The sequence below is a fragment of the Streptomyces luteolifulvus genome, assembly GCF_008806595.1.
Classification (GTDB): Bacteria; Actinomycetota; Actinomycetes; order Streptomycetales; family Streptomycetaceae; genus Streptomyces; species Streptomyces luteolifulvus.
Map to the genome: position 1 here is coordinate 96,753 of NZ_VZRB01000009.1, position 26,189 is coordinate 122,941.

The following is a 26,189-nucleotide window of genomic DNA, read 5'->3' on the forward strand; positions in this document are numbered from 1 at the left end:
CAGGACCCGCGTCCGGGACCGGCGTTCAGGACCAGCGGCCGGTACGGCCGAGCAGCAGGGCCGTCGCCGCCGTGCCGGCCGTCGACGTGCGCAGCACGGTGGGACCGAGCCGGTACGCCCCGGCGCCGGCCTGCCCGAAGAGCTCCAACTCCTCGGGGGAGACACCGCCTTCGGGCCCCACCACCAGCACGATCTCACCCGAGGACGGCAGTTCGGCCGTCGCGAGCGGCTCGCTCCCGTACTCCCGGTCCTCGTGCAGTACGGCGGCGAAGTCGGCTTTGGCGAGAAGTGCGGCAACCTGCCTGCTCGTCGCCGCGTCCGCGACCTCGGGAAAGCGCACCCGGCGGGACTGCTTGCCGGCCTCGCGGGCGGTGGCGCGCCACTTGGCGAGCGCCTTCAGCCCGCGCTCGCCCCGCCACTGGGTGATGCAGCGGGCGGCCGCCCACGGCACGATCGCGTCGACGCCGGTCTCCGTCATGGTCTCGACGGCCAGCTCACCGCGGTCACCCTTGGGCAGGGCCTGGACGACCGTGATACGGGGCTGCGCCTCGGGTTCCTCGGACACCTCGCTCATCCGGACGACCAGCCGGTCCTTGCCCTCGGCGGCGACCACCTCGCACTCGGCCCACCGTCCGGCGCCGTCCGTGAGGACGACGGCCTCCCCGGGCCGCAGCCGCTTCACCGAGACGGCGTGCCGGCCCTCGGGGCCGTCGAGGACGTACTGTCCGCCGGAATCCGCGCGGACGTGCTCGACCACGAACACCGGAGCGGTCATCCCCTCTCGCCCCCCTCCGGGAACGCCGACAACGCTGTCCGCGCGGCGTCGAGTTCGGCGGCCAGCGTCGCCACCAGCTGCCCCGCGGGCAGCGCGCGGGCCATACGGTGGCCCTGTCCCGCCCACAGCGCCATGCCCTGGGCGTCGCCCGCCTTGGCGGCAGCCTTGCGCAGCGGCGAGGTGAGGTGGTGGACCTCCGGATAGGCGGCGGGCGCGTAGGGGCCGTGCTCACGCATGAAGCGGTTGACCAGGCCGCGGGCTGGGCGTCCGGAGAAGGCGCGGGTCAGCTCCGTACGGCCGAACAGCGGGTTGGTCAGGGCCTGCTTGTGCACGGCGTTCGCGCCGGACTCGGGCGTGGCGAGGAACGCCGTACCGAGCTGGGCGGCGTTCGCGCCCGCGGCGAGCGCGGCGGCGATCTGACTGCCGCGCATGATGCCGCCGGCGGCGACGACCGGGAGGTCCACGGTCTCGCGGACCTGGGCGATCAGCGACAGCAGTCCGATGCCGCAGCCGTCCGTCTCCGGGATGTCGCGGTGGGTGCCCTGATGGCCGCCCGCCTCCACGCCCTGCGCGATCACCGCGTCGGCGCCCGCCCGCTGCACGGCGGCGGCCTCCTCGGCGGTGGTCGCGGTGACCAGGGTGAAGGTCCCGGCACGGCGGAGGCTGTCCAGGGCGTCGCGGCCGGGGACGCCGAAGTGGAAGGACACCGCCGGCACGGGGTTGTCGAGCAGCACCGCGAGCTTGGCGTCGTAGCCGTCGTCGCGGCCGCTGTCGGGGTCGCCGAGTTCGGTCTCGTACCAGGCGGCCTCGCCGGACAGCTGATGGGCGTAGACGTCGACGGCGGCCGGGTCCGCATGCTCGGGCTGCGGCATGAACAGGTTCACGCCGAAGGGCCGGCCGGTCAGCCCGCGCAGCTGCTTGATCTCCTGGTACATGCCGTCGGCGGTCTTGTACCCGGCGGCGAGGAACCCGAGCCCGCCGGCCTCGGACACGGCAGCGGCGAGCTGCGGCACGGAAACGCCGCCCGCCATGGGGGCCTGCACGATCGGAAGGCGACAGAGATCGGTCAGAGCGGAGGACATGACGGCATGTTGTCACGTCCACCGAACAAGTCCGAATCGGCCAGGGGGTCCGGGGGCGGCAGCCCCCGGCAAGGCCCGCTGCAGCACCGGGCGCCCTGTGCGTCACCGACCGTTGAAAGCGTCCTTCAGACGGGAGAACAGTCCTTGCTGCCCCGGCTGGAACTGCCCCTGCGGCCGCTCCTCACCCCGCAGCTTGGCCAGCTCCCGGAGCAGGTGCTCCTGCTCCGGATCCAGCTTCGTCGGGGTCGTGACCTCGACATGGACGATCAGATCACCGCGTCCGCCGCCCCGCAGATGCGTGACACCACGGCCGTGCAGCGGGATCGACTGGCCGGACTGCGTGCCCGGACGGATGTCGACCTCCTCCAGGCCGTCGAGGGTCTCCAGCGGCACCTTGGTGCCGAGGGCCGCCGCGGTCATCGGGATGGTGACCGTGCAGTGCAGATCGTCGCCGCGCCGCTGGAAGACCTGGTGCGGCAGCTCGTGGATCTCGACGTAGAGGTCACCGGCGGGACCACCGCCGGGCCCGACCTCGCCCTCGCCCGCAAGCTGGATGCGGGTGCCGTTGTCGACACCGGCCGGGATCTTGACCGTGAGGGTGCGGCGCGACCGCACCCGGCCGTCGCCCGCGCACTCCGGGCAGGGGGACGGGACCACGGTGCCGAAGCCCTGGCACTGCGGGCAGGGGCGCGAGGTCATGACCTGGCCCAGGAAGGACCGCGTGACCTGCGACACCTCACCGCGCCCACGGCACATGTCACATGTCTGGGCGGAGGTGCCCGGCGCGGCCCCCTCGCCGTTGCAGGTGGTGCAGACGATCGCCGTGTCGACCTGGATGTCCTTCGTCGTGCCGAAGGCCGCCTCGTCGAGTTCGATCTCCAGCCGGATCATCGCGTCCTGGCCGCGCCGCGTGCGTGAGCGCGGGCCCCGCTGGGACGCCGTACCGAAGAACGCGTCCATGATGTCCGAGAAGTTCCCGAAGCCGCCGGCGCCGAAGCCGCCCGCGCCCGCGCCGCCCGCCTGGGAGAGCGGGTCGCCGCCGAGGTCGTAGACCTGCTTCTTCTGCGGGTCCGACAGCACCTCGTAGGCGGCGTTGATCTCCTTGAACCGCTCCTGGGTCTTCGGATCAGGGTTGACGTCCGGGTGCAGCTCGCGGGCGAGCCGCCGGAAGGCCTTCTTGATCTCTTCCTGCGACGCGTCGCGGCGCACGCCGAGAACGGCGTAGTAGTCCGTGGCCACCTACGACTCCGCCAGGATCTGTCCGACGTACCGTGCCACTGCGCGTACCGCTCCCATCGTTCCCGGGTAATCCATGCGGGTCGGTCCGACCACGCCGAGCTTGGCGACAGTTTCGCCGCCCGAACCGTAGCCGACCGAGACCACGGACGTGGAGTTGAGTCCCTCATAGGCGTTCTCGTGCCCGATCCGCACGGTCACGCCCGAATCTCCCGCCTCGCCAAGCAACTTGAGAAGCACGACCTGCTCCTCCAGCGCCTCGAGGACGGGCCGGATCGTGAGGGGAAAGTCATGTCCGAAGCGCGTCAGATTGGCGGTGCCGCCGATCATCAGCCGCTCCTCGTTCTCCTCGACGAGTGTCTCCAGGAGGGTGGAGAGCACCGTCGCGACGGTACCTCGGTCCTCGACGTCGAAGCCCTCCGGGAGGTCCTCCACCAGCCTGGGGACGTCCGTGAACCGGCGGCCGGCGACTCTGCTGTTCAGCCGCGCCCGCAGATCCGCGAGCGAGGCCTCGCCGAAGGGCGCCGGGCAGTCGACCATCCGCTGCTCGACCCGGCCCGTGTCCGTGATCAGCACGAGCATCACGCGCGCGGGGGCGAGCGAGAGGAGCTCCACGTGCCGCACGGTCGAGCGGGTCAGCGACGGGTACTGCACGACGGCTACCTGCCGGGTGAGCTGGGCGAGCAGCCGTACGGTCCGGGCCACGACGTCGTCGAGGTCGACGGCGCCGTCGAGGAAGTTCTGGATGGCGCGCCGCTCGGGCGCGGTCATCGGCTTGACGCCCGCGAGCTTGTCGACGAACAGCCGGTAGCCCTTGTCGGTGGGGATGCGCCCGGCGCTGGTGTGCGGCTGGGCGATGTACCCCTCGTCCTCCAGGGCGGCCATGTCGTTGCGGACGGTGGCCGGGGAGACGCCGAGGCTGTGCCGCTCGGTGAGCGCCTTGGAGCCCACCGGCTCCTCGGTGCCGACGTAGTCCTGGACGATGGCGCGCAGCACCTGAAGCCTGCGTTCACTCAGCATCGCGCACACCTCCAGAAGTCGTCCCCTTGGCGCCTTGCCTGGCACTCTGTCCGTCCGAGTGCCAGAGTTCCCCGGCCCAGTGTACGGCCGGGGGGTACGCACCGGGCAAGGCCCGTCCTGCGAGGTCGTGCCCGGACCGGCGGTCAACGCTAGCGTCGCCGTATGACGGTGACTTGGGAAGAGCTGGGGTGGGAGCGGATCGCGGCCGGGGTCGGACGGTGCCGGCTGCCGGGCTGGGACTGCACGGCGGGACTGGTCGTCGGCGGGGGCTCGGCACTGATGATCGACGCCGGGTCGAGCCTCGCGGAGGGCGCGCGGCTGCGGGCGCAGGCCGAGGAGCTCGCCGACCACCGTGTGACCCATCTCGCGCTCACGCACCCCCACTTCGACCACGTCCTCGGCGCGACGGCGTTCGCGGGCACGGAAGTGTTCGGCGCGGTGGGCATCGACATGGTGTTCGCCCACGGTGGCCGCGAGGAGCTGCGCACGGACGCGGTGCGCAACGGGCTGGACGCCGCGGTGGCGGCCGAGGCGATCGACGCGCTGACTCCGCCCCGGCATCACGTCAGCGGCGAGTGGACCCTCGACCTGGGCGGGGGGCGGCAGGTCCTGCTGGCCAACGTGGGCCCCGGCCACACGGCCCACGATCTGGTGGTCCTGGTCCCCGGCTCCCCGGAGGTCGTCTTCTGCGGCGACCTGGTCGAGGAGTCGGGCGAACCGCAGGCGGGCCCCGACGCCGTGCCGTCCCACTGGCCGGCCGCTCTCGACCGTCTGCTGGACCTGGGCGGCGAGGACGCGCTGTACGTGCCCGGTCACGGAGCGGTGGTGGACGCGGCGTTCGTACGGGCGCAGCGCGACGAGCTGGCGGCGCGCTTCGGCGTGTCGCGGTGATCCGTACGACGTGACGGCGGGGGTTCTCCTATCGTCATCCGAATGCGCCCGTACTCGCCGGACCTGACCCCGCCGTGGAAGAAGCCCGAGCCCGTGCCGGAGGTACCGGCGCAGCCGGGTCTGGTGGTGGAGGAGCCGGGGACGGGGTTCTGCGGTGCGGTGATCCGCTGCGAGGCGGGCACGGTGACTCTGGAGGACCGCTTCGGCAAGCACAGGGTGTTCCCGCTGGAGCCACGCGGGTTCCTCCTGGAGGGCCGTGTGGTGACGTTGGTCCGGCCGTCCGCGGCTCCGGTACGTCCCACCCGTACGGCATCCGGTTCGGTCGCCGTCCCCGGCGCACGCGCACGCGTGGCCCGCGCCGGGCGCATCTACGTCGAGGGCCGGCACGACGCCGAACTGGTCGAGAAGGTGTGGGGCGACGACCTGCGCATCGAGGGCGTGGTCGTGGAGTACCTGGAGGGCGTGGACGACCTCCCGTCGATCGTGGCGGACTTCGCACCGGGGCCGGACGCGCGGCTGGGTGTCCTGGTGGACCACCTCGTCCCGGGCACGAAGGAGTGGCGGATCGCGGAGTCGGTGACGAGCGAACACGCCCTGGTCGTCGGGCACCCGTACATCGACATCTGGGAGGCGGTGAAGCCGGTCTCGCTGGGCATCGAGGCGTGGCCCAGGGTCCCGCACGGTCAGGATTGGAAGACGGGGGTGTGCCGGGCGCTGGGCTGGCCGGGGAACACGGGGGCGGCATGGCAGGGGATTCTGGGGCGGGTGCGGTCCTACAAGGACTTGCAGCCGGAGTTGCTGGGGAGGGTGGAGGAGCTGATCGACTTCGTTACGGGTAGCGGTGAGGCCTGACGTCGGGAAGCGTGCCGAAGTCGCTCGTGTCCAGCTCGACCCCCAGCATCTCAAGCGACACCGGGTCACCGAACTTGGTGATCTGCTGCGTCAGGTAGTCGGCGTCCTCGCCCTCGCCTTCGGGCCTGGTCAACAGGACGCACTGCGCCATGATCGGGTCGAGAATGAGATACACGGGAATCCTGCCCGCCGCGTAGATCGACCTCTTGACCACGTAGTCCTGGTAAGCGCTGGACTTGGAGACACCTTCGACAACCATGGTGACCAGCTGGGACGGCAGCAGACGGCCCGAGTCAGGCAGCAGGTCTCGCGCTACGACCACCAGGTCCGGCACCGGTTCACTCGCCTCATTCAGGATGTCGACGTCCTGAGTTTGAAGGCGAGACCAGCGCGATCGCGGGATCTGGTCCTGTACATCGGCGACGATCATGTTGTGCACGATGTCAGGGCTGGCCGTCATCACGATTACCCCACGGAGCAGCTCGGCCTTGACGCCCTCGGGGACCTCAAGGTCCTCGAAGATCTTCACGATGCCGGTGGTCATCGGTCGGTCGTCCACAGCGGTCATCTCCGCAGCCCTCCGGTTTCCGCCACCGTGCAATTACGGCGGCAGCCTACGAACCAGGTTAGGGAGCGAACCGGCGTTCCGCACCGATTCACCCGCCGGAGTGATCAGTCCACAAGATCCCTGACCACCGCATCCGCCAGCAACCGCCCCCGCAGCGTCAGCACCGCACGCCCCGCCTCGTACGGCCCTTCCTGAAGCAGCCCATCCCCGAGCGCCCGGCGCGAAGCCGCCAGCCCCTCCTCCCGCAGCAGCGACAGCGGCGCCCCCTCCCGCAGCCGCAGCTCCAGCAGGATCCGCTCCACCCTCCGGTCCTCCTCCGTCAGGAGCTCCCGGCCCGCGCCCGGCGTCCGCCCCGCCGCCAGTGCCGCCGCATAGGCCCCCGGGTGCTTCACGTTCCACCACCGCACCCCGCCCACGTGCGAGTGCGCCCCCGGCCCCGCGCCCCACCAGTCCGCGCCCCGCCAGTACAGCTCGTTGTGCAGGCAGCGGCCGGCCTCGGAGGTCGCCCAGTTCGAGACCTCGTACCAGTCGTAGCCCGCCGCCGACAGCGTCTCGTCGGCGATCAGGTAGCGGTCCGCGTGGACGTCGTCGTCCGTCATCGGGACCTCGCCGCGGCGGATCCGGCGGGCGAGCCGGGTGCCCTCCTCGACGATCAGCGCGTACGCCGAGACATGGTCGGGTCCGGCTCCGATCGCCGCCTCCAGCGACGCCCGCCAATCGTCGTCCGATTCCCCCGGGGTGCCATAGATCAGATCCAGGTTCACATGCTCGAAGCCCGCCGCCCGGGCCTCCGCCACGCAGGCCTCGGGGCGGCCCGGTGTGTGGGTGCGGTCGAGCACGCGCAGCACATGCTGCTTCGCGCTCTGCATACCGAAGGAGATGCGGTTGAAGCCGCCCTGCCGGAGCGTGGCCAGGTAGGCCGGGTCCACCGACTCCGGGTTCGCCTCCGTCGTCACCTCCGCGTCCGCCGCCAGCCCGAACTCGTCCCGGATCGCCCCCAGCATCCGTACGAGATCACCGGCGCCCAGCAGCGTCGGCGTACCGCCGCCCACGAAGACCGTGCGGACCTCGCGGGGGTCGTCGCCGAGCACCTTGCGGGCCAGCCGGATCTCGTCGATCAGCGTGTCCGCGTAGTTGTCGCGGGAGGCGAGGACGCCGCCCGTGCCGCGCAGCTCGGTCGCCGTGTACGTGTTGAAGTCGCAGTAGCCGCAGCGGGTCGCGCAGTAGGGGACGTGGAGATAGAACCCGAGGGGGCGCTCGGCCGCCCCGGCGAGCGCGTGCGCGGGGAGCGCGCCGTCGTCGGGGACGGGCTCGCCGTCGGGGAGTGCGGAAGGCATGCCATCCATTGTCCAGCACCCGCGGGAAGCCCCCGAAAACCCGGCGCCGGCCCCGGCTCCTGAACTGCGCCTACTCGGCCTGGAGCACGATCAGCGCCAGATCGTCCTCCGGCGGCCGCCCGCCGAACTCGTGCACCAGTCTCCGGATACGTTCCGCTATCAGCTGGGCGCTCAGCCCCGCGCATCCGGCGAGCGCCTGCGCGAGGCCGTCCTCGTCGTCGAACTGGCGTGAGCCGGAGCGCCGCTCCGTCACCCCGTCGGTCACGCACAGAAGACTGTCGCCCGGCCGCAGCTCGAAGGTCTCGCTGGTGTACGTCTCGTCCTCGACGACTCCGAGCAGGGTCTGCGGACGCGCGACCGTACAGACCTCGCCGCCCGCGCCGAGCACCAGCGGCAGCGGGTGTCCGGCGGAGGCGATGGTGCAGCGCACGCCGCCGTCGAACGGGGCCAGCTCGCCGTAGAGGAGGGAGAGGAAGCGGTTCTGCGGACCGTCGCCGGGCCCGACCGGCCGCCCGCCCGCGGCCACCAGCGCGCGGGCTGCGGCGTCCGCGGCTTCCGTCGCGTCGTCGAGGAGCAGCTGGTTGAGGCGGTCGAGGACGTCGGCGACGCGATAGTCCTCCCGGGCGAGCAGCCGCAGCCAGGGCCGGGCGAGGCCGATGACGACCGCGGCCTCGGGGCCCTTGCCCTGGACGTCGCCGAGCGCGAAGCACCAGCGGCCGTCGCCGCCCGGGAACAGGTCGTAGAAATCGCCGCTGGGCCCGCCCTTGTCGCAGGGCTCGTAGACCAGAGCGCTGCGCACGCCCGGTATCTCGGCGACCGCCCCGGGCAGCAGCCCGCGCTGGAGTACGGCGCTGATGGTGGCCTGCCGGGCGTACTGGCGGGCCGCGCCGATGGCCAGCGCCACCCGGCGTCCGAGGTCCTCGACGAGCCCGGTGATCTCGTCGGGAAACCGCAGTTGCCCGGCCCGTCCGATGACGAGGGTGCCCAGCGGGCGGCCGCCGGCGACGAGCCGGTAGGCGAGGGCGGAGCCCTCCGTGCCGAGCGGGCCGAGGGCCTCGCGGGGCCAGGGGAAGGGGACCGGCCCGGAGCGCAGTCCGTCGGGCGGGCACGGCGGGTCCTTCTCCAGGACCCGGCGCAGCTCCTCGATGCGGTTCTCGCTGCAGTGCCAGACCCGGGCGAGCCGGGGCCCGGGGGCGAACCCGCCGCCGTCGCCCCAGCCTCCGCCGTTGTCGGCCTCGCCGGAGCGGGGCGAGCCCCAACGCCCCATGACCTCGTCCTCCAGCCACACCGCGCACCAGTCGGCGAGGCGCGGCACGATCAGCTGTCCGGCGAGCGCTGCGACCAGGTTCTCGTCGAGCTGCCCGGCGAGCAGGTCGGAGGCTTCGGCGAGGAAGGACAGGGCGCCGCGGTCGAGCCACTCCCGGTCCCGTTCGGCCCGGCGCGGCTCGGGGGCGAGGACTCCGGCGACGTGCAGCCCGCGCTCCAGCGCGCGCTCCCCGGTGTACGCCGCGATAGCGTCGCCCGCCGCCGTGCCCCGGGCGGGCAGCCGCGCCCACACGGTCTTGGAGCCCGTGCGGTAGGTGATGCCCCAGGACTCGGCGAGCGCGGCGACGAGCCGCAGTCCGCGCCCGTACTCCGGTGTCTCGTAGGGCGCTTCGGCCTCGGCGCCGCGCGGTGCGCGGGAGGGGTGGTGGTCGCCGACCTCGATGACGAGGGCGCCGGTCCGCGCCTCCAGCCGGCAGAAGAGGTCGACCTCGGTGCCCGCGTGCACGACGGCGTTGGTGACGAGCTCGCTGACGGCCACCACGGCGTCGTCGGTGAGGCGGTCGGTGAGGTGTTCGGTGCCGGGCAGATGGCGTTCGGCCCACTGGGCGAGCGCGGCGCGCACGAGGGCGCGGGCGGACCCGGGCGCGAGCGGGCTGCCGGGGAGGGTGGAATGGATTTCGGCCGGTGGGGGCGTGGTGGTGGGCGCGGGCACATCGGCGGGCGCGGGCGGGGCGTCGTACGGGGACGGGTCGTCGTACGGGGACGGACCGTCGTGGGCGGGCGCTCCCTCGCATGCAGGCGCGTCGTACGGGGGAGCCTCGTCGTACGCGGACACCTCGTCGCGCCCCAACGCCTCGCCATAACCCGACGCATCGCCATAAGCGGGCACGTCACAGGCACGCGCGTCGTCGCGCTCAGGCACATCAGAGGCACGGGAAACGATCTCCCGTTGCACCGGAATGGCCCCCATGGACAGCTCCCCGAGCGGTTCGGACGAATACGCCTCAGTCGATGCCCACAGAGTGACAGACTGGGCACGCCCATAAGCGCCGAGTTACCGAAGTGGGCCGCCATGAGTGAGAACAGTGCTACGCATGTGGTCGAAGACGAACAGAAAGACGGTCAGATTCGAGCATCCGATCTGCGCCCCCTGCTCGCCGCCATGACCGCCGCCCGCGACGGCGACTTCACGAAGGTGCCGGAAACGAGCCACGGGCTCGTGGCCGAGCTCGCCGCGATCTTCAACCAGATCATGGACCGGAGCGTGCACTTCAACTCGGAGGTGCAGCGCGTCAAACGGGAGCTGGTGCGGCACGGCCGGCTCGACGAACGGCTCTCGGCGAGCCCGGGGCAGGGCGGCTGGACCTCCCGGGTCAACGACGTGAACCAGTTGCTCGACGCGCTGGTGGCGCCGGCGGCGAACGCGACGCGGGTGCTCGACGCGGTGGCCGGCGGCGATCTGACCCAGCGGGTCGATCTGCATGACGGCAGCCGGCAGTTACGCGGCGATCTGCGGCGCCTGGGCCGGGCCGTGAACAAGATGGTGGACCAGCTGTCGCTGTTCACGGGCGAGGTGACCCGGGTCGCGCGCGAGGTCGGCACGGAGGGGCGGCTCGGCGGACGCGCCAAGGTGCAGGGTCTGTCGGGCAGTTGGCGGGACGTGACCGAGGCGGTCAACACGATGGCGTCCCGGCTCACGGCCCAGGTGCGGGACATCGCCCTGGTGACCACGGCGGTGGCCCGCGGCGACCTGACCCGCACGGTCACCGTCGAGGCGACCGGTGAGCTGCTCGAACTGAAGCTGACCGTGAACACGATGGTCGACCAGCTCTCGGCCTTCGCCGACGAGGTCACCCGCGTGGCCCGCGAGGTCGGCACCGAGGGCCAGTTGGGCGGCCGTGCGCAGGTGCGGGGCGTCAGCGGGGTCTGGAAGGACCTGACCGACAACGTCAATTTCATGGCCTCGAACCTGACCTCGCAGGTCCGCAATATCGCCCAGGTCACCACGGCCGTGGCCAACGGCGACCTGAGCCAGAAGATCACCGTCGACGCGCAGGGCGAGATCCTGGAGCTGAAGTCGACCATCAACACGATGGTGGACCAGCTCTCCGCCTTCGCCGACGAGGTCACCCGCGTCGCCCGCGAGGTCGGCACCGAGGGCAACCTCGGCGGGCGCGCCCAGGTGCGCGGGGTCAGCGGGGTCTGGAAGGACCTCACGGACAACGTCAACTTCATGGCCGACAACCTGACTTCCCAGGTGCGGAACATCGCCCTGGTGTCCACCGCCGTCGCCCAGGGCGACCTCGGCAAGAAGATCACGGTGGAGGCCAAGGGCGAGATCCTGGAGCTGAAGTCCACGATCAACACGATGGTGGACCAGCTCTCCGCCTTCGCCGACGAGGTCACCCGCGTGGCCCGCGAGGTCGGCACCGAGGGCAACCTCGGCGGTCAGGCGCAGGTGCGGGGCGTCTCGGGCGTCTGGAAGGACCTCACCGACAACGTCAACTTCATGGCGCTCAACCTGACCTCCCAGGTGCGGAACATCGCCCAGGTCACCACCGCCGTGGCCAACGGCGACCTGTCGAAGAAGATCACCGTCGACGCCCGCGGCGAGATCCTCGAACTGAAGGACACCGTCAACACGATGGTGGAGCAGCTGCGCGCCTTCGCCGACGAGGTGACGCGCGTGGCCCGCGAGGTCGGCACCGACGGCCGGCTCGGCGGCCGTGCCCAGGTGCTGGGCGTCTCCGGCGTCTGGCGGGACCTGACGGACAACGTCAACTACATGGCGGACAACCTCACTTCACAGGTCCGCAACATCGCCCAGGTGGCGACGGCCGTGGCGCAGGGCGACCTGTCGAAGAAGATCGACGTGGACGCGCGCGGCGAGATCCTGGAGCTGAAGACCACCATCAACACGATGGTCGACACGCTGTCCTCCTTCTCCTCCGAGGTCACCCGCGTGGCCCGCGAGGTGGGCAGCGAAGGCCAACTGGGCGGCCAGGCACGGGTGGAGGGCGTGTACGGCACCTGGAAGCGCCTGACGACGAACGTGAACGAGCTCGCCCTGAACCTGACCACCCAGGTCCGCGCGATCGCCGAGGTGGCCTCCGCGGTGGCCCAGGGCGACATGTCCCGCTCGATCACCGTGGAGACGCAGGGCGAGGTCGCCGAGCTGAAGGACAACATCAACCTGATGGTGGCCAACCTCCGCGAGACCACCCGCGCGAAGGACTGGCTGGAGTCCAACCTGGCCCGTCTCGCGGCCCTGATGCAGGGTCACCGCGATCTGATGGAGGTCGCCGACCTGATCCTGCGCGAGCTGACCCCGCTGGTGAACGCCCAGTACGGCGCGTTCTTCCTGGCCGACCCGGACGAGGACGGCGCCGCCCTGCGCACCACTGTCCCCGCGAAGGGGCTCGCGTTCATCGCCGGGTACGGCTCGGCGCAGGGCGCGACGGTGGACACCGGGGGCATGCCGGTCCACGGGCTGGTGCGCCAGGCCGCGCGGGAGAAGAAGCGGATCCTGGTGGAGGAGGCACCGCCGGACTACATCAAGATCAACAGCGGGCTCGGTGAGGCCGCCCCGAGCAGCGTCGTCATCATCCCGATCCTCTTCGAGGACAAGCTCCTCGGTGTGATCGAGCTGGCCTCCTTCTCCCGCTTCTCGGACGTCCACCTGGCGTTCTTCGACCAGTTCGTGAACACGATCGGCGTCGCGATCAACACCATCATCGCCAACTCCCGTACGGAGTCCCTGCTGGGAGAGTCCCAGCGCCTGGCGATGCAGCTCCAGGAGCGTTCCGACGAACTCCAGAAGCAGCAGGCGGAGTTGCAGCACTCGAACGCCGAACTGGAGGAGAAGGCGGCCCTGCTGGCCACCAGCTCCCAGTACAAGTCGGAGTTCCTGGCGAACATGTCGCACGAGCTGCGCACTCCGCTGAACTCCCTGCTCATCCTGGCGCGGCTGCTCTCGGACAATCCGGACGGCCATCTCTCCGACCAGGAGGTGCAGTTCGCGACGACGATCCACCGCTCGGGCTCGGACCTGCTCCAGCTGATCAACGACATCCTGGACCTGTCGAAGATCGAGGCCGGCCGGATGGACGTACGCCCCAAGCGGCTCCCCCTCATCAAGCTGCTCGACTATGTCCACGCCACGTTCCGCCCGCTCACCCTCGACCGGGGGCTCGCCTTCGAGGTGTCGGTCGGCGAGGACGTACCGCGCGAGATGTACTCGGACGAGCAGCGCCTCCAGCAGATCCTGCGCAATCTGCTCTCCAACGCAATCAAGTTCACCGCGACGGGCCGGGTCGAGTTGCGGGTCACCCGGGCCAAGGACCCCGAGCACCGCTATGTCCGCGACAGCGACGAGGTGATCGCGTTCGCGGTCTCCGACACCGGCATCGGCATCGCCGCGGAAAAACTCCCGGTGATCTTCGAGGCGTTCCAGCAGGCCGACGGCACCACGAACCGCAAGTACGGCGGGACGGGCCTCGGTCTGTCCATCAGCCGGGAGATCGCCGGGCTGCTGGGCGGCCGCATCATCGCCGAGAGCGAGCCCGGCAGGGGGTCCACCTTCACGCTGTACGTCCCTGTCGTCAGCCCCGGCCACGCGGCGACCGGCCCGGTCCCCGAGGACCGCCCGCTGCCGGTGCCGGACGAACTGTCCGCCGGCCCCTTCCCGACCCCGCACGACACGGACGACTCCTGGCCCGCGCCCACCAAGCTGGAGGCGTGGAAGTCGGGACGCGCGGGGCAGGTCCTGCCCGGCCGGCGGGTGCTGATCGTCGACGACGACATCCGCAACGTCTTCGCACTCACCCATGTCCTGGGCCGCGTCGGCATGCCCGTCCTCTACGCGGAGAACGGCCGCGAGGGCATCGAGACCCTGGAGCGCAACCCGGACGTCGAACTCGTCCTGATGGACATCATGATGCCGGAGATGGACGGCTACGAGACCATCTCCGCGATCCGCCGCACGCCGCGCTGGACGGGCCTGCCCATCGTCGCGCTGACGGCCAAGGCGATGCCCGGGGACCGCGAGAAATCCATCGCGCGGGGCGCCAACGACTACGTGCCCAAGCCGGTGGACGTGGACCAGCTGCTCACCGTCGTCTGTGCCCTCCTCGACCCGGAGGCGAAGGAGGGCACGGAGGGTACGGAGGCGAACCCCAACGGGGAAACGGGACCGGGCACCTCCAAGGAGGCGGCGGTCCCGCCGACGACTGAATGAGGCACAGCCACCATGAGCGCTGAGGCAACGACCGACGAGCGCGCCAGCATCCTCCTGGTCGACGACATGGAGGACAACCTGATCGCGCTGGAGGCCGTCCTGGGGTCCCTCAACGAGCCGCTCGTACGCGCACGTTCGGGCGAGGAGGCGATGAAGGCACTGCTGCGGCAGCAGTTCGCCCTCGTGCTGCTCGACGTCCGTATGCCGGGCATGGACGGCTTCGAGACCGCCGCCAACATCAAGCGGCTCGACCAGACCAAGGACGTCCCGATCATCTTCCTGACCGGCGCGGAGGACGACTCCGGCTACGCCTTCCGCGGCTACGCCACCGGCGCAGCCGACTACCTGACCAAGCCCTTCGACCCCTGGGTCCTGCGGGCCAAGGTCAGCGTGTTCCTGGACCTGCACCGCAAGAACCAGCAACTGGAACGCCTGCTGGCCCAGCAACAGGCGGACGAGGGCGAGGTGAGCATGCGGCTGGCCAAGCTGGAGGAACAACTGACCGGAGAGAACCCCCCGGACCTGCCGACACTGCGCGCCCAGGTCCGGGAACTACGCCAACTGGTCAGCGGGCGACGCGACAACTGACCTGAGGGGGCTGCATCGATGTGCGGCTCCGCCGCGTGGGCGCGACCAGCGACCACAGAGCCGCAGCCGCCGAACAGCCCCCCGCCACCCCCTACGCCTCGCGCGTCCCGGCGTACATCTCGTCGATCAGGTGCTTGTACTCCCGCTCGACCACCGGCCGCTTCAGCTTCAGACTCGGCGTGATCTCCCCGTGCTCCACGTCGAGATCACGCGGGAGCAGCCGGAACTTCTTGATCGTCTGCCACTTCTGCAACCCCTCGTTGAGCTGCGAGACATACCCCTCGACCATCGTGACGGTCGCCGGCGCGGCCACGACCTCCGCGTACGGCTTGCCGCCCAGCCCGTTCTCCTTCGCCCACTCGAGGAGCGCCAGCTCGTCGAGCGCGATGAGGGCCGTGCAGAAGTTCCGGTCGGCCCCGTGCACCAGGATGTTGGAGACGTACGGGCACACCGCCTTGAACTGTCCCTCGACCTCGGCGGGCGCGATGTACTTGCCTCCGGACGTCTTGATGAGGTCCTTCTTGCGGTCGGTGATCCGCAGGTAGCCGTCGGGCGAGAGCTCGCCGATGTCACCGGTGTGGAGCCAGCCGTCCGCCTCCAGGACCTCGGCGGTCTTCTCGGGCAGCCCGTGGTAGCCCTCCATGATGCCGGGGCCGCGCAGCAGGATCTCGCCGTCGTCCGCGATGCGCACCTCCGTGCCGGGCAGCGGCTTGCCGACCGTGCCGGTCCGGTACGCCTCGCCGGGGTTCACGAACGAAGCGGCGGACGACTCGGTGAGTCCGTACCCCTCCAGGATGTGGATCCCCGCGCCCGAGAAGAAGTACCCGATCTCCGGCGCGAGCGCCGCACTGCCCGACACACACGCGCGCAGATTGCCGCCGAAGGCCTCGCGGATCTTGGCGTAGACGAGCGCGTCGGCGACCTTGTGCTTGGCTCCGAGGCCGAAGGGAACGGACGCCGTGCCCGTGCGCCGGAAGTTGTCCTGCGCGGTCTTGGCGTACTCGCGGGCGACTCCGGCGGCCCACTGGAAGATCTTGTACTTGGCCCCGCCGCCGGCCCGGGCCTTCGCGGCGACCCCGTTGTAGACCTTCTCGAAGATGCGCGGGACGGCCGCCATGTACGTCGGCTGCACGATCGGCAGATTCTCGATGATCTTGTCGACGCGACCGTCGACGGCTGTGACATGCCCCACCTCGATCTGCCCCGAGGTGAGCACCTTGCCGAAGACGTGCGCGAGCGGCAGCCACAGGTACTGCACGTCCTCGCTGCCGACCAGGCCGGTCGAGGCGATCGCCTTCGCCATGTACGACCAGTTGTCGTGCGGCAGGCGCACACCCTTGGGGCGGCCGGTGGTGCCGGAGGTGTAGATGAGGGTGGCGAGCTGGTCCTTGGTGATCGCACCGACCCGCTCCTTGATCAGGTCCGGGTTCTTCTCCAGGTACGCGGCACCCCGCTGCTCCAGCTCGGTGAGCGTGAGCACCCAGTCGCCGGTCTCGGCACCGGCCGGATCGATGACCACCACATGGGTGAGACCGGGCAGCTCGGCGCGCCTCTCCCGGGCCTTGGCGAGCTGGGCCGCGTCCTCGGCGATCAGCACCCGGCTGTCGGAGTCGGCGAGGATGTAGGCGGATTCCTCGGCGTTGGTCTGCGGATAGACCGTGGTCGTCGCCGCTCCGGCACACATGATGCCGAGGTCGGCGAGGATCCACTCGATCCGGGTCGAGGAGGCGAGGGCCACCCGCTGCTCGGGCTGCACACCCAGCTCGATGAGCCCGGCCGCGATCGCGAAGACCCGGTCGGCGGCCTGGGCCCAGCTCAGCGACTTCCAGTCGTCCGCTCCCTGACCCGAGGCGGGAGGCACGGGATGCCGGTATGCCTCGGCGTCCGGTGTGGCGGCGACGCGCTCCAGGAAGAGGGCCGCCACGGACGGCGGACGGTTCTCGATCAAGGTCTGTGTGTCGCTCACGACATCCTCCGGGGCCCGCGACGGTGCGGCTGGCTCAAGTGCGGCTGTTGTTTAACTCGCGAGTAACTATCGAGCAGGGATCAGATTAGAGCGCGACCGGCCACTGCGTAAGAGGCGGTGGACTGTCACTTTCTACAGAGGAAATGCGCGGGGCCCGTCGCACGCAAGCGCAACGGGCCCCAGAAACCGGGATGGCGCGGGTTATTTCTTCCCCTTGGCCGATCCCCCGCTGTCATCACTGCTCAGCACGGCGATGAAGGCCTCCTGCGGAACCTCCACAGAGCCCACCATCTTCATCCGCTTCTTGCCCTCCTTCTGCTTCTCCAGCAGCTTCCGCTTACGGGAGATGTCACCGCCGTAGCACTTGGCGAGGACGTCCTTGCGGATGGCGCGGATGGTCTCGCGGGCGATGACCCGGGAGCCGATGGCGGCCTGGATGGGCACCTCGAAGGCCTGCCGCGGGATGAGCTCGCGCAGCTTGGCGACGAGCCGCACACCGTACGCGTACGCCGCGTCCTTGTGCGTGATCGCCGAGAACGCGTCCACCTTGTCGCCGTGCAGCAGGATGTCCACCTTGACGAGGCTGGAGGTCTGCTCGCCGGTGGGCTCGTAGTCGAGGGAGGCGTAGCCACGGGTCTTGGACTTCAGCTGGTCGAAGAAGTCGAAGACGATCTCGGCGAGCGGCAGGGTGTAGCGGATCTCCACCCGGTCCTCGGACAGGTAGTCCATGCCGAGCAGGACACCGCGCCGGGTCTGGCACAGCTCCATGATCGAGCCGATGAACTCGCTGGGCGCCAGGATGGTGGCGCGCACGACCGGCTCGTACACCTCGCCGATCTTCCCCTCGGGGAACTCGCTCGGGTTGGTGACGGTGTGCTCGCCGCCGTCCTCCATGACCACGCGGTAGACCACGTTCGGCGCGGTGGCGATGAGGTCGAGCCCGAACTCGCGCTCCAGCCGCTCACGGATCACATCGAGGTGGAGCAGGCCGAGGAAGCCGACGCGGAAACCGAAGCCGAGGGCGGCGGAGGTCTCCGGCTCGTAGACCAGCGCGGCGTCGTTGAGCTGGAGCTTGTCGAGGGCGTCGCGCAGCTCGGGGTAGTCGGATCCGTCCAGCGGGTAGAGCCCGGAGAAGACCATGGGCTTGGGGTCCTTGTAGCCGCCGAGCGCCTCGGTGGCCCCCTTGGTCTGCTGGGTGATGGTGTCGCCGACCTTGGACTGACGGACGTCCTTCACGCCGGTGATGAGGTAGCCCACCTCGCCGACGCCGAGCCCGTCGGCACCGAGCATCTCGGGCGAGTTGGTCCCGATCTCCAGCAGCTCGTGCGTCGCCCCGGTGGACATCATCCGGATCCGCTCACGCTTGCTGAGCTGCCCGTCCACGACACGGACGTACGTCACGACGCCGCGGTAGGAGTCATAGACGGAGTCGAAGATCATCGCGCGGGCGGGCGCGTCCTTGACACCGACCGGCGCCGGGATCTCCCGGACGACCTTGTCGAGCAGCGCGTCGACGCCGACCCCGGTCTTCGCGGAGACCCGCAGCACGTCGTCGGGGTCGCACCCGACGAGGTTCGCGAGCTCCTCGGCGAACTTCTCGGGCTGCGCGGCCGGAAGGTCGATCTTGTTCAGTACGGGGATGATCGTGAGGTCGTTCTCCATCGCCAGGTAGAGGTTGGCGAGGGTCTGGGCCTCGATGCCCTGGGCGGCGTCGACGAGGAGGATGGTCCCCTCGCAGGCGGCGAGCGACCGCGAGACCTCGTAGGTGAAGTCGACGTGCCCCGGGGTGTCGATCATGTTGAGGATGTGCGTGTTGCCCGGATCCTGGGTCGGGGCCCAGGGCAGCCGCACGGCCTGGGACTTGATCGTGATACCGCGCTCACGCTCGATGTCCATACGGTCGAGGTACTGAGCACGCATCTGCCGCTGCTCGACCACACCGGTCAGCTGGAGCATCCGGTCGGCGAGCGTGGACTTGCCGTGGTCGATGTGCGCGATGATGCAGAAATTGCGGATCAGAGCCGGGTCGGTACGGCTCGGCTCGGGCACATTGTTAGGGGTCGCGGGCACGCAGGGTCCTGTCTCTTGAGGCGCCTTATGCCTCGGGTCGGATCGATACGTAGGTTCCATGGTCCCACGCGTGGAGGGCGGGGACCGATGTGCCCCGATACAAGCCGGATGCCGGCCCGGTGCCGGCCCGGTGCCGGCCCGGTGACCGCGGCCGGTTTGGGCCGTCCGAAGCGCCGCTGGTACGCTGGGTGGCTGTGTCTCATGCCCTCTCAGCGCGAGGCACACCCCAAGAAAATCACCGGTACGGGACCCGTGCGGCCCCGTGCCAGAACCTGTAGAGGCTCATTCGTGGCGAACATCAAGTCCCAGATCAAGCGGATCAAGACCAACGAGAAGGCCCGGCTGCGCAACAAGGCCGTCAAGTCCTCTCTGAAGACCGCGATCCGCAAGGCCCGTGAGGCCGCTGCCGCGGGTGACGTCGAGAAGGCCACCGAGTACCAGCGCGCTGCCGCGCGTCAGCTCGACAAGGCCGTCTCGAAGGGCGTCATCCACAAGAACCAGGCCGCCAACAAGAAGTCGGCGCTGGCCTCCAAGGTCGCGTCCCTCAAGGGCTGACACTCACACCTTGATCTGACCGCCGGAGGGAATCGAGCGGGCCCTCTCTCATCCGCTCCCGTCCGGCACCCCGGATCCGCGCGCGGCCTGCGTTCGCCACGCGGGCGCGGATCCAGCACCTTGAAACGAAGGCCCCGGCGCCTGCCCTTCCCCAGGGCGGTCACCGGGGCCTTCGGTGTGCTCAGTGGGACGCGGGGATCACGACCAGAACTCGTTGCTCGTGTCGATGTCCGCGACGCACTCGTCGAGGTCGGACACCTTGTCCCCTACGATCCGGAAGACGATGCCGCCCATCTCGTCGATGTGCCTGCCCTTGCGGTCGGCCGTGAAGTGGTGCACGGAGACCGCGTGTCCCCGGCCGTCGACGAAGATGTTGCGCAGGTCGGCCTGCATCGTGCCGCCCGTCTCCTCGAAGAGCTTTCCGTACATCTCGATGATCGCGTTCTGTCCCTTGAAGTCGCCCGCCAGCGGGTGACTGCCGGGGACGTGGTGCGCGGCGTCCGACGTCATCAAGCCCCGCAGGGCGTCCATGTCACCCCGTGAGAAGGCTTCGTAGCCCTTGCGGACGACCGCTGCGTGCGGGTGTTCAGCCATTCCGACCGCCACCTCTCCTTGCCTCGGCGATGTGCGGCTGCTACCCACGATTGTCCTCTCCGGCGCCGCGACGGCGACTGGATCACCGGCCGGGTATGCGTCACCGCCCCCGGGAACGAGCCGCCCGGGCGACAGCGACGACCGCCTTCTCCAGCGCGTACTCGGGATCGTCGCCGCCGCCCTTGACTCCCGCGTCCGCCTCGGCCACCGCCCGCAGCGCGACGGCGACCCCGTCCGGCGTCCACCCCCGCATCTGCTGGCGCACCCGGTCGATCTTCCAGGGCGGCATGCCCAGCTCCCGCGCGAGATCCGCGGGCCGCCCGCCGCGCGCGGAGGACAGCTTCCCGATCGCCCGTACTCCCTGGGCCAGGGCGCTCGTGATCAATACCGGCGCCACGCCCGTCGCAAGCGACCAGCGCAGCGCCTCCAGTGCCTCGGCCGCCCGCCCCTCGACCGCCCGGTCGGCGACCGTGAAGCTGGAGGCCTCCGCCCGCCCCGTGTAGTACCGCCCGACGACCGCCTCGTCGATCGTCCCCTCGACATCCGCGACCAGCTGGGACACTGCCGACGCGAGCTCGCGCAGATCACTGCCGATCGCGTCCACGAGCGCCTGGCACGCCTCGGGCGTCGCCGACCGCCCGAGCCCGCGGAACTCTCCCCGGACGAAGGCCAGCCGGTCCGCCGGCTTCGTCATCTTCGGGCACGCCACCTCCCGCGCCCCCGCCTTGCGCGCGGCATCGAGCAGGCCCTTGGCCTTCGCCCCGCCCGCGTGCAGCAGCACGAGCGTGATCTCCTCGGCGGGCGCCCCGAGATACGCCTTCACGTCCTTGATCGTGTCGGCCGAAAGATCCTGGGCGTTGCGTACGACCACGACCTTGCGCTCCGCGAAGAGCGACGGACTCGTCAGCTCGGCCAGCGTGCCGGGCTGCAGCTGGTCCGGGGTCAGATCACGTACGTCCGTGTCGGCGTCGGCGGCCCTGGCGGCGGCCACCACCTCCCGCACGGCACGGTCGAGCAGGAGGTCCTCCTGGCCCACGGCAAGGGTCACCGGGGCGAGAGGGTCGTCATTCGCAGTCTTCCTGGCCATCGCGACAAGCATGGCACGCACCACTGACACTGCGGTCCGGCCGGCCCGACAACGCGGTCCGACCACCGCGCCTTCCGAGCCCCGGACCGACCGCCGCGCCTTCCGAGCCCCGCCACCGACCGGCGCGCCTTGCGAGCCCGCGCCCGGTCGGCGGGGCTACGGCTCCTCGCGCCAGCCGTCCCACTCCCCCACGAACTCATCGAGCGCCCGGGGATCGAGCCGCTGCCGCTCGTCGCGCAGGACGAGGAGCCACTGCGCGTCCTCGGCATCGTCCTCGCCGGCCAGCGCATCCCGTACCAGCTGCGGCTCCTCGTCCAGCCCGAACCGCTCCCCGAGCGCCTGCGCCGCCTCCTCGGCGGCATCGCGATCGGGCAGCACCAACACATGTCTCACATCACTCACGCGAGCCATTGTCCGGCACCGGCGCAGGACACCCCGCGCGAGGCGCGCGTCAGCCTTCCTGATCGGCCGGCCGCAGCGTCGGCACACGATCGAGTCCGATGCCGAACCGGTCCCGGTACACCGCGAGCACCTCCTCGTCCGTGTCCAGTTCACGCACCTCACGCGTCCCGTCGGCGGCCGTCACCGTGAACCTGCGGCCGCTGAGCGTGATCCTCCCTCCGTCCTCCGTGACCCGTGAACAGACCAGCGACCGCGTGAAGTGCGACACCGGAGAGGTGCTGTGCCACCAGGCCCCGGCGACGAAGTCGCCGAGCACCCGGGGCCGCACATCCAGGCGGTACTGAGCCTTGCCGTTCATCACGACGTCCCGATCCGCCGCCTCCACCGCCGCGCCCCGCACCCCGGCGTCGTCCGGCTCCGCCTCGGCGATCCGGAACACACCACCGGGATCCGCCTGTTCACCCCTCTCCTCGAACGCCAGCGGATAGTGGCTGTGCGCCCCGAACCCGACATCGGCCAACCAGTCGCCCCCGTCCTCCGTCCGCACCCGCAGCGCGAGATGGTCGTACGGAATCCCGAGCCGCCCCTCGTCCCCGTACACCCGGGCCGCGAGCAGCGTGACATCGAAGCCGAGCGCGGCCAGCAACGCCCCGAATGCGCCGTTGAGTTCGTAGCAGAACCCGCCCCTTCGCGCGCCCACCACCTTGTCCAGCAGCTGCTTCTCCTCCAGCACGATCCGTTCGCCGAGGTGGATCGACAGGTTCTCGAAGGGCACGGTCCGCAGATGGCGCAGCTGCAGCTCGCGCAGTGCACCGGCGGTGGGCCGCGCCGGGCGCTCGGCACCCAGACGGTTGAGGTAGGCATCGACCTGTGCGGAATTCATGACCTCAGTCTCCCGCCACCCGCACCTCCCCGCCGCCCGTACCGGCCACCGCGAGCGCCCCGTCCCGGTCGGTCCGCAGGACCATCGCGCCCCCGGACCGCAGCGCCTCGACCGTGCCGGGAGCGGGGTGCCCGTACGGGTTGTCCGAGCCGCAGGAGATCAGCGCCAGCCGTGGGGCCACCCGGCGTATGAGGTCCGGGTCCTGGTAGGCCGAACCGTGGTGGGCCACCTTCAGCACGTCCATGTCGTCCAGCCGCGCACCCGCCGGTGTCCTCAACAGGGCCTGCTGGGCCGGGGGTTCGAGATCCCCGAGCAGCAGGAGCCGCAGCCCGGACGACCGGGCGAGCAGCGCCACACTGGCGTCGTTGGGACCTTCCGGTTCCGGCACCGCACGCGGCGGTGGCCACAGCACCTCCCAGGACAGGGACCCGGCGCGCCGGCGCTCACCTGCCATGGCGCGGGTCACGGGAATCCCCCGCGCCGCCGCCGCTCTGCGGACGAACTCCGCCTGGTCCGCGGGCTCCTCGAAGCCCGTCGTCTCGATCGCGCCCACCGAGCGGCCGCGCAGCACTCCCGGCAGACCCGCCACGTGGTCGGCGTGGAAGTGGGTGAGCACGACCAGCGGAATTCTGGTGATGCCGAGGGTGCGCAGGCACCGGTCCACCAGCTTCGGGTCGGGTCCGGCGTCCACGATCACCCCGGCCCCCTCGCCCGCCGCAAGAACGGTCGCGTCGCCCTGCCCCACGTCGCACATCGCATACCGCCAGTCCGGCGGCGGCCAGCCCGTGATCACCCTGGTCAGCGGCGGCGGCTGCACCACCACCAGCACCAGCAGCACTCCGCAGGCCCCGCACAGCCAGGGGTGCCCGAGCAGCCGACGCCCGACGAGCACGACCACCGCCGTGACGAGGGCGAGCAGCAGCGCTCCGGTCCAGCTGCCCGGCCAGTCCACTCCTCCGCCCGGCAGCGCCGCCCCGGTGCGCGCGATCCCGGCGATCCACTCGGCGGGCCAACCGGCGCACCAGGCCAGCGCCTTGGCCACCGGCATCAGCACCGGCGCCGTTGCCAGCGCCGCGAAGCCCAGCACCGTGGCCGGCGCCACCGCGAACTCCGCCAGCAGATTGCACGGCACCGCCACCAGGCTCACCCGCGCCGAGAGCACGGCCACCACCGGCGCGCACAGCGCCTGCGCCGCGGCGGCGGCACCCAGCGCCTCTGCCAACCGTGGTGGCACCCGGCGCCGCCGCAGCGCGGCACTCCAGCGTGGCGCGAGCGTCAACAGGGCACCGGTGGCCAGGACGGAGAGCACGAAGCCATAACTGCGGGCCAGCCAGGGGTCGTACAGCACCAGCAGCAGCACGGCCGTCGCCAGCGCCGGGATCAGTGATCTCCGACGTCCGGTCGCGAGGGCGAGCAGGGCCACGGTTCCGCAGGCCGCGGCCCGCAGCACACTGGGGTCCGGCCGGCACACGACGACGAAGCCGAGCGTGAGGACCCCGGCCAGCAGCGCGGTCGTCCTGAGGGGAAGACCGAGGCGCGGTGCCAGGCCCCGGCGCTCGACGAGCTGGGCCAGGCCGGGCGGCCCGAGGAGCAGGGCGAGCAGGATGGTGAGGTTGCTTCCGGACACGGCCAGTATGTGCGCAAGGTCCGTCTCCTTGAACGCCTCGTCCAGCTCCCGGGTGATCCGTGAGGTGTCCCCGACGACGAGCCCCGGCAGCAGCGCCCGGGCGTCCTCGGGCAGCCCGTCGGTAGCCTGCCGCAGCCCCGCGCGCAGCCGCCCCGCGAGCCGCTGTGGCGCCGACGGCTCTCTCACCACGTCCGGAACCGCCCGGTCCCTCACCCGCAGGACAGCCACGATCCGGTCGCCGCCCACCGTCGGTGGCGCCAGCCGCCCGGTCACGCTCAGCCGCGTGGACGGCAGCAGCCCGAGCCAGGGGGAACGGGCCGGGCCCTCGGCCCTGGTCCGTGCACCCGCGTCGACGATCACGAGCACGGGCGTGCGCGTCGCCGCCTCCGTCCCGTTCCCCTCTTCGACGCGTCGTACATCGGCGTTGATCAGTACAGCGGTCGGGGCCATGTGGTTCCCGCTGATCCGGGGTCTGGTCAGCCGGGGATCGGAGCTGACCTCGACCTCTGCGGTCACGGTGGCGTACTGGCGTGCCAGCGCCGGCACGGGTCCGCGCCGCAGATCGGCGCCGTGCAGACCGGCGGAGACGGCCGCCGCGGCAGCGCACAGCAGCAGGGCGGCGACGGGGGCGCGGGGCCAGCCCCCGATTGTCCTGCCGCCGGTCGCCGTGCCGACGGCCGCCCCGTCGGCGGTCGCTCTGCGGCGCCGTGTCACGAGCAGGGCTGTGGCCGCCGCGAGACACGCGAGCGTGACGCCGGTGATCCACTCCGGCGGGGCGTCCACCATCAGCACGGCCGTGGCCCAGGCGGCCAGGGCAGGCGGTACGAGTCGTAGGTCCGTCGGTCCTTCCTGTCGCGGGTGGGCGACTCCGAGCGGCTTCCCAGGGACGGCGTGCACGGCCGGGCGGGCGGGCACGGCGGCTCCGCCCCGGTCCCTGGACGCCGGTTGCGAGTCAGCGGGGCCGCGCCTCATGGCCGTACGAGATTCCGCAGGTCGGCGAAGCGCCGTTCGCCGATGCCGTTGACATCACGCAGCTCGTCCACCGAACGGAAGCCGCCGTGCTGAGTGCGGTAGTCGATGATGTGCTGGGCCAGCACGGGGCCGACGCCCGGCAGGGTGTCGAGCTGCTCCACGGTGGCCGTGTTGAGGGAGACGGGTGCCGACGGTGCCGCTCCCGCCGTGCCCCCGGTGGCCGCACCGCCCGCACCAGATCCCTGAACAGGGGCGGGACCGCCGACGACGACCTGTTCTCCGTCCACGAGGAAGCGGGCGCGGTTGAGACCGTCGGTGTTGGTGCCGGGGCGCACACCTCCGGCCGCGCGCAGCGCGTCGGCGACTCGTGAACCGGTCGGCAGGCTGTGGATCCCCGGATCCCGGACCTTGCCGCTGACGTCCACCACGATCTCGGCCCCGGGCGTGCCCACGGCATCCGGCGCACCGGCGGAGGCGGCCGGGTCGCCCTCCTTCACCACCGGCTCCCCGTCTGCACCCCCTGCGCCGCCCTCTTCGTACGGTGCCGCCGCGCGTACGACCTCAGGCGCTTTGACGGACTGGGTACGGCCCGCCCAGAAGTGCTGGACGGCGAAGACCGCGGCGACGACGAGCAGCACCGTCAGCGCGAGCACATTCCGCCGCTCCAGGCCACATCTCGCCTGCAGCCAGACCGGCATCCGCTCCCGCAGAGCCGCCCCGGCCCGCTCCCGCCGACCCGCCACCCGCGATACCTCCGGGTCCGGACCACCGGGTAACAGGACGTCGGAGTGCGCGGCAGCGCCGCCGTACAAGACATCTCGGCTCGCAGCCGCCCCGCCGTACGAGACGTCCGAGTCCGCCGCCGCACCCCCGTACGACCCACCCGCCCCCACCCCGCTCCCCGGCGGCCCCTTCCCCGACTCCCGCCATTCCCCACCGGGTTCTGAGAACAGGCACTCCGCGCGTCGGCGGAGTTCGTCCGCCGACGCGTGCCGGTGGCGGGTGCGGCTGCGGACCGGTGGGCGGCGGTGGCGGGTTCGGCCGTCGGAGGCGGGGCCGCGCCCCGGTCCGCTGCCTGCGGTCGCTGTGCGTGTGCGTGATCGAAGTGCCATGCGACGAGGATCGGGCACCTCGGCACGTTCGCGATGATCTTGGTCAAATTCCGGGGATTACCGCCCAGTT

The 26,189-nt window shown here is 71.1% G+C and carries 20 protein-coding genes; 5 read left to right on the plus strand and 15 right to left on the minus strand.

Annotated elements, in window-relative coordinates; genetic code table 11:
• Positions 1-25: 25 nt before the first annotated feature.
• From F7R91_RS15580 to hrcA, 4 genes are all read right to left on the minus strand, one after another.
• A complete protein-coding gene (locus F7R91_RS15580; protein ID WP_150949065.1) occupies positions 26-775 on the minus strand; it encodes a 16S rRNA (uracil(1498)-N(3))-methyltransferase in 750 nt (249 codons plus the stop codon).
• Positions 772-1,857: a nitronate monooxygenase gene (locus F7R91_RS15585; protein WP_150949068.1), complete on the minus strand. Its 1,086-nt coding sequence runs from the start codon at positions 1,855-1,857 to the stop codon at positions 772-774. Before F7R91_RS15585 ends, F7R91_RS15580 begins: the two co-directional genes overlap by 4 nt.
• 102 nt (positions 1,858-1,959) lie before the next feature.
• A complete protein-coding gene (gene dnaJ / locus F7R91_RS15590; RefSeq protein WP_150949071.1) occupies positions 1,960-3,096 on the minus strand; it encodes a molecular chaperone DnaJ in 1,137 nt (378 codons plus the stop codon).
• The gene (gene hrcA / locus F7R91_RS15595; RefSeq protein ID WP_150949074.1) at positions 3,097-4,113 is read right to left on the minus strand and encodes a heat-inducible transcriptional repressor HrcA; all 1,017 of its coding nucleotides are present in this window, start codon (positions 4,111-4,113) and stop codon (positions 3,097-3,099) included.
• A gap of 162 nt (positions 4,114-4,275) precedes the next feature.
• Between hrcA and F7R91_RS15600 the strand changes: the two genes are divergently transcribed.
• Entirely contained in the window at positions 4,276-5,004 is a 729-nt protein-coding gene (locus F7R91_RS15600; RefSeq protein WP_150949077.1) for an MBL fold metallo-hydrolase, read from the plus strand.
• A gap of 42 nt (positions 5,005-5,046) precedes the next feature.
• Positions 5,047-5,856: a DUF3097 domain-containing protein gene (locus tag F7R91_RS15605; protein WP_150949080.1), complete on the plus strand. Its 810-nt coding sequence runs from the start codon at positions 5,047-5,049 to the stop codon at positions 5,854-5,856.
• Here F7R91_RS15605 and F7R91_RS15610 read toward each other — a convergent pair.
• From F7R91_RS15610 to F7R91_RS15620, 3 genes are all read right to left on the minus strand, one after another.
• The gene (locus F7R91_RS15610) at positions 5,834-6,424 is read right to left on the minus strand and encodes a Uma2 family endonuclease (protein WP_150949083.1); all 591 of its coding nucleotides are present in this window, start codon (positions 6,422-6,424) and stop codon (positions 5,834-5,836) included. The two genes, F7R91_RS15605 and F7R91_RS15610, sit on opposite strands and share 23 nt — an antisense overlap.
• 104 nt (positions 6,425-6,528) lie before the next feature.
• Complete coding sequence (gene hemW, locus F7R91_RS15615) at positions 6,529-7,761, minus strand: radical SAM family heme chaperone HemW (protein WP_150949087.1); 1,233 nt, start codon at positions 7,759-7,761, stop codon at positions 6,529-6,531.
• Between the two features lie 70 nt (positions 7,762-7,831).
• Positions 7,832-9,997: a SpoIIE family protein phosphatase gene (locus F7R91_RS15620; RefSeq protein WP_225320663.1), complete on the minus strand. Its 2,166-nt coding sequence runs from the start codon at positions 9,995-9,997 to the stop codon at positions 7,832-7,834.
• Positions 9,998-10,099: 102 nt separating this feature from the next.
• Here F7R91_RS15620 and F7R91_RS15625 point away from each other — a divergent pair, with 102 nt between their 5' ends.
• The gene (locus F7R91_RS15625) at positions 10,100-14,263 is read left to right on the plus strand and encodes a HAMP domain-containing protein (protein ID WP_191971504.1); all 4,164 of its coding nucleotides are present in this window, start codon (positions 10,100-10,102) and stop codon (positions 14,261-14,263) included.
• Between the two features lie 12 nt (positions 14,264-14,275).
• Positions 14,276-14,851: a response regulator gene (locus F7R91_RS15630; protein WP_150949090.1), complete on the plus strand. Its 576-nt coding sequence runs from the start codon at positions 14,276-14,278 to the stop codon at positions 14,849-14,851.
• Between the two features lie 91 nt (positions 14,852-14,942).
• Here the strand turns inward: F7R91_RS15630 and F7R91_RS15635 are convergent, their stop codons facing one another.
• Both F7R91_RS15635 and lepA read right to left on the minus strand, forming a co-directional pair.
• Positions 14,943-16,817, minus strand: a complete 1,875-nt coding sequence (locus F7R91_RS15635) for an AMP-dependent synthetase/ligase (RefSeq protein ID WP_150949093.1) — start codon at positions 16,815-16,817, stop codon at positions 14,943-14,945.
• Between the two features lie 201 nt (positions 16,818-17,018).
• Entirely contained in the window at positions 17,019-18,887 is a 1,869-nt protein-coding gene (lepA, locus tag F7R91_RS15640) for a translation elongation factor 4 (protein WP_150949096.1), read from the minus strand.
• A gap of 288 nt (positions 18,888-19,175) precedes the next feature.
• Between lepA and rpsT the strand changes: the two genes are divergently transcribed.
• The gene (rpsT, locus tag F7R91_RS15650; protein WP_015660447.1) at positions 19,176-19,442 is read left to right on the plus strand and encodes a 30S ribosomal protein S20; all 267 of its coding nucleotides are present in this window, start codon (positions 19,176-19,178) and stop codon (positions 19,440-19,442) included.
• A 198-nt stretch (positions 19,443-19,640) separates the two neighbouring features.
• Here rpsT and F7R91_RS15655 read toward each other — a convergent pair whose 3' ends face one another.
• The 6 genes from F7R91_RS15655 to F7R91_RS15680 all read right to left on the minus strand — a co-directional run bounded on the left by F7R91_RS15655 (position 19,641) and on the right by F7R91_RS15680 (position 26,119).
• Positions 19,641-20,036 carry a nuclear transport factor 2 family protein gene (locus F7R91_RS15655; RefSeq protein ID WP_150949099.1) on the minus strand — a complete coding sequence of 132 codons (396 nt, stop codon included), beginning with the start codon at positions 20,034-20,036 and terminating at the stop codon, positions 19,641-19,643.
• 100 nt (positions 20,037-20,136) lie between these two features.
• Positions 20,137-21,123 (minus strand): DNA polymerase III subunit delta, encoded by a 987-nt coding sequence (holA, locus tag F7R91_RS15660; protein ID WP_191971505.1) that lies wholly within the window; start codon positions 21,121-21,123, stop codon positions 20,137-20,139.
• A gap of 156 nt (positions 21,124-21,279) precedes the next feature.
• The gene (locus F7R91_RS15665; RefSeq protein WP_150949105.1) at positions 21,280-21,525 is read right to left on the minus strand and encodes a hypothetical protein; all 246 of its coding nucleotides are present in this window, start codon (positions 21,523-21,525) and stop codon (positions 21,280-21,282) included.
• Positions 21,526-21,574: 49 nt separating this feature from the next.
• A complete protein-coding gene (locus F7R91_RS15670) occupies positions 21,575-22,408 on the minus strand; it encodes an arylamine N-acetyltransferase family protein (RefSeq protein WP_150949108.1) in 834 nt (277 codons plus the stop codon).
• Between the two features lie 4 nt (positions 22,409-22,412).
• Complete coding sequence (locus F7R91_RS15675) at positions 22,413-25,007, minus strand: ComEC/Rec2 family competence protein (RefSeq protein WP_150949109.1); 2,595 nt, start codon at positions 25,005-25,007, stop codon at positions 22,413-22,415.
• Positions 25,004-26,119, minus strand: coding sequence for a ComEA family DNA-binding protein (locus F7R91_RS15680; protein WP_150949112.1), 1,116 nt, complete (start codon positions 26,117-26,119; stop codon positions 25,004-25,006). The genes F7R91_RS15675 and F7R91_RS15680 overlap by 4 nt, the downstream gene beginning before the upstream one ends.
• Positions 26,120-26,189: the final 70 nt, after the last annotated feature.

Excerpts from the sequence above, each read along its gene's own strand:
- F7R91_RS15580 (WP_150949065.1), bottom strand. The coding sequence starts at position 775 with ATGACCGCTCCGGTGTTCGTGGTCGAGCACGTCCGCGCGGATTCCGGC.
- F7R91_RS15585 (WP_150949068.1), bottom strand. The coding sequence starts at position 1,857 with ATGTCCTCCGCTCTGACCGATCTCTGTCGCCTTCCGATCGTGCAGGCC.
- hrcA (WP_150949074.1), bottom strand. The coding sequence starts at position 4,113 with ATGCTGAGTGAACGCAGGCTTCAGGTGCTGCGCGCCATCGTCCAGGAC.
- F7R91_RS15600 (WP_150949077.1), top strand. The coding sequence starts at position 4,276 with ATGACGGTGACTTGGGAAGAGCTGGGGTGGGAGCGGATCGCGGCCGGG.
- F7R91_RS15605 (WP_150949080.1), top strand. The coding sequence starts at position 5,047 with ATGCGCCCGTACTCGCCGGACCTGACCCCGCCGTGGAAGAAGCCCGAG.
- F7R91_RS15610 (WP_150949083.1), bottom strand. The coding sequence starts at position 6,424 with ATGACCGCTGTGGACGACCGACCGATGACCACCGGCATCGTGAAGATC.
- hemW (WP_150949087.1), bottom strand. The coding sequence starts at position 7,761 with ATGCCTTCCGCACTCCCCGACGGCGAGCCCGTCCCCGACGACGGCGCG.
- F7R91_RS15620 (WP_225320663.1), bottom strand. The coding sequence starts at position 9,997 with ATGGGGGCCATTCCGGTGCAACGGGAGATCGTTTCCCGTGCCTCTGAT.
- F7R91_RS15625 (WP_191971504.1), top strand. The coding sequence starts at position 10,100 with ATGAGTGAGAACAGTGCTACGCATGTGGTCGAAGACGAACAGAAAGAC.
- F7R91_RS15630 (WP_150949090.1), top strand. The coding sequence starts at position 14,276 with ATGAGCGCTGAGGCAACGACCGACGAGCGCGCCAGCATCCTCCTGGTC.
- F7R91_RS15655 (WP_150949099.1), bottom strand. The coding sequence starts at position 20,036 with ATGGCTGAACACCCGCACGCAGCGGTCGTCCGCAAGGGCTACGAAGCC.
- holA (WP_191971505.1), bottom strand. The coding sequence starts at position 21,123 with ATGGCCAGGAAGACTGCGAATGACGACCCTCTCGCCCCGGTGACCCTT.
- F7R91_RS15670 (WP_150949108.1), bottom strand. The coding sequence starts at position 22,408 with ATGAATTCCGCACAGGTCGATGCCTACCTCAACCGTCTGGGTGCCGAG.
- F7R91_RS15675 (WP_150949109.1), bottom strand. The coding sequence starts at position 25,007 with ATGAGGCGCGGCCCCGCTGACTCGCAACCGGCGTCCAGGGACCGGGGC.
- F7R91_RS15680 (WP_150949112.1), bottom strand. The coding sequence starts at position 26,119 with ATGGCACTTCGATCACGCACACGCACAGCGACCGCAGGCAGCGGACCG.